General features: G+C 44.8%; 2 protein-coding genes. Both read right to left on the minus strand.

The features are described 5' to 3' along the window. Positions 1–87: 87 nt before the first annotated feature. Positions 88–840, minus strand: coding sequence for a P-type conjugative transfer protein TrbJ (gene trbJ, locus AB7U36_RS21605; protein ID WP_428161676.1), 753 nt, complete (start codon positions 838–840; stop codon positions 88–90). A gap of 11 nt (positions 841–851) precedes the next feature. Further along, a partial coding sequence (locus AB7U36_RS21610; RefSeq protein WP_428161677.1) for a conjugal transfer protein TrbE occupies positions 852–3,037 on the minus strand: 2,186 nt, incomplete at its 5' end.

Here is a 3,037-nt window from a genome sequence, read left to right on the forward strand (position 1 = left end):
ACTCTGAGCCCGAGTGGAAGAAAATCGAAGCACAAGAAAAAAAAGTCGATGTAAATATTGACCCCAACACACTTAAATTGCCTTGATTCATGGAAGTTGTAATGTATTAGGGTCTACATCAATCTCTACTTCCATTTCCTGCTGCAAATCAGCATCCTTTAACTTTGCAGCATTGTGTTCTTGAGCCAAAGCCGCAGTCTGAGCCTGAACATAATTAGCTAGCAAGGCCCTTGTCTGTCTCATTTCATGAACGGTAAGGGCGTTGATCTGGTTCCCTGCTTCAATTGCCTGCTGCCTGCCGGTTTTGCTTGAAAGAAGATCCTCCAGGTAATCATCAAACTCCCCCGAATCCTGCAGGTCTTGTAACTGCTGGCCGGTGAGCTGAAAATTTGACTGCAAAACATTGTCAATTTTCTCAGAGGCTTTTGAAAACTGATCCAATTGCATTTCAATACGATCCTGCGCTAATATGTCATCAATTTTTAAGTCCCGTAATTCGGGCCAGGTGTCAGTAAAAATTGTCAGCAGTGCGCCCATATCAGCCTTGTAAGAATTCAGGCGGTTCACATTGGCAACCGCTACCCTGATTTGAGATTGAAGGTTTGAGAGCAGATTGGTAGGCAGATTCATCGTGTTTGTAATGGCGTTCTCTGTCTGCTTTACCAATTCAGTGTACCGCTTGACAGATTCAACCATTTGTTCAATATCTTTGACGTACTCAAGTGCCTGCGTAAAACTCGTTGAACAATTCACGCAAGTAACAGGTATCCCGGCCATTGATACATTGACAAAGGCAATGGCGGACAATAAAGCGATTGTGGTTTGAATTTTGTTTTTCATTTTAATGCTCCTTAAATTTTAGGGATTTTAATATTTCTGGCACGCAGCCATTGTGCCGGCCATTCAGGGCCGTACTCATTTATTAAATTCTTAATTGAGGTGATATCTTCTTTGCCTGATACTCCGGCAAATGACAGGGCCAGGGGGGATAAAGACAGGTTGATCAGACGGCAACCCTGGGAAGATGTTGCGTAGTATTCACGTTTGGGCCTGGCCTGCGCGATGATTTTAACCTGGGTAGAATTGAGGCCCAGGCCGTGGTAGAGTTCTTTTTGAGTCTCTTTCCCTGCATCCTGGTTTGGTAAAAATATTTTGGTTGGGCAGCTTTCCGACAACACATCTAAAATGCCTGAATTTCTGGCGTCAGAAAGGCTTTGTGTGGCAAGGACAACTGCACAGTTCGCCTTTCTGAGCACTTTTAACCACTCCCGTATTTTCTGCTGAAAAACAGGATGCCCAAGCATGATCCAGGCCTCATCCAGGATCAGTATGCTTGGCTGCCCTTTAAATGCTTTTTCTATGCGATGGAAAATATACAAAAGCACCGGGATTAAGTTTTCTTCACCCAGATTCATAAGGTCTTCAATTTCAAACACCGTGTACCTTTCCAGGGTCATGGAATCGGCAGGGGCATCAAGGAGTTTGCCCATGGCACCCTGGTTTGTATAATGCTGGATCGCCTCTTTAAGTTCCTGGTGCTGTATATAATGATACAGGTTGCTTAATGTGCGGTGCTGGTCCGGGGAGTTCCTGATTTGTGTAACAGCGTCATGTATAGCTGTCCGGTGCTCGGGTTTGATATCAACTTTCTGCAGGGTGGCCAGGGTGCTTATCCAGTCCTCGGCCCATGCCTGTTCAGCATCCGTATCAATATATTTTAACGGGCAAAAAGCAAGCTGGCTGCCATCGCCGGCAATGTGATAATGGGTGCCGCCCGCGGCAGAGACCAGGGGGAACATTGACAATCCCTTATCAAATGCAAAAATACACGCATCTTGATAACGCCGGAATTGCGCTGCGATCATGGCCAGCAAAACTGATTTACCCGCACCGGTAGGACCAAAAACCAGGGTGTGACCTAAATCGTTTACATGCAGATTCAGCCTAAAAGGGGTTGACCCATCCGTAGCGGCATACATAAGCGGCGGTGATTCTGGCGGATAAAAAGGGCAGGGGGCTTCAGTTGATCCCGCATATATTGTTGACAAGGGTAAAATGTCGGCAAGATTCAGGCTATGCAAAATAATGCGGCGCAGGTTGGAATAATTGTTGGCAGGGTGGGTTCCAAGCCAGCCTTCCAGGGCGTTAAGGGTTTCTACCCGGGCAGAAAAGCCTTGGGATAAAACCACTTTCCGGATATCCCTGGTTTGCATATGCAATTGTTCTTTATCATCATTTAAAAGAATGATGTTGCCGGAAAAATAACCGAACCCCACAAATCCGGATTGATTAATTACATATGCCTCCTCAGCATCTTCGGCCATCAAGGCGGCATCTTTGTTCGGTTTTGCTTTGGCGTTATTGAAAAGCTTGTCAAAGAAGCCAATGATTTTCTGGGACCAGCCCTTCCTGTAATTTTCTATCTGCTGCAGGGCTGTCCATTGATCCATACAGACATAACGGGTGTTAAACCGGTATGGTATGGACAAACTATCCAGACCGGACAGCATCATCGGGTAGGATTCTGCAGGGAAACCGTCAATGGCAATAACACTTATATATTTATCCGCAATTTTCGGGATTATGCCGCCTGTGACATCCTGGGAGGATAAAAGATAATCAAGATACATAGGGATCTTCGGCAATTTTATTTTGTGGCGTTCCCCTGTGATAATAAAGTTGATAATTTCCAGAAGTTCTGAATAGATGCTATTTTGGAAAGATATATCCTTGAGTTTCCGGAGCTGAAAAGACAACGAGAGCCTGTCCTCGATTTCGACCAGGTTGTTTTGAAAAGTTTTTAACGCCTTAACACCTGCATCATCCCCTTTTTTTCTCTGGCGATCGTCTTTTTCTTCCGTATATAAAAAGGAATCCATTTTCTGGGCGGATATATCCGGCTTCCAGGTGATAAAAAGATAATGGGTTGTGCGAAAATGCTTACCCTTTTTAAAATAGATCCGCCTTTCATCATCAATGGCTCTGGTGATCCTGTCAGGGAAATGGTTTTCATTTTCATCAGGATAATAATCTTCCG

The sequence above is a fragment of the Desulfobacter sp. genome, assembly GCF_050177295.1.

Bases quoted from the DNA above. Each gene is read 5' to 3' on its own strand.
- trbJ (WP_428161676.1), bottom strand. From the start codon at position 840: ATGAAAAACAAAATTCAAACCACAATCGCTTTATTGTCCGCCATTGCC.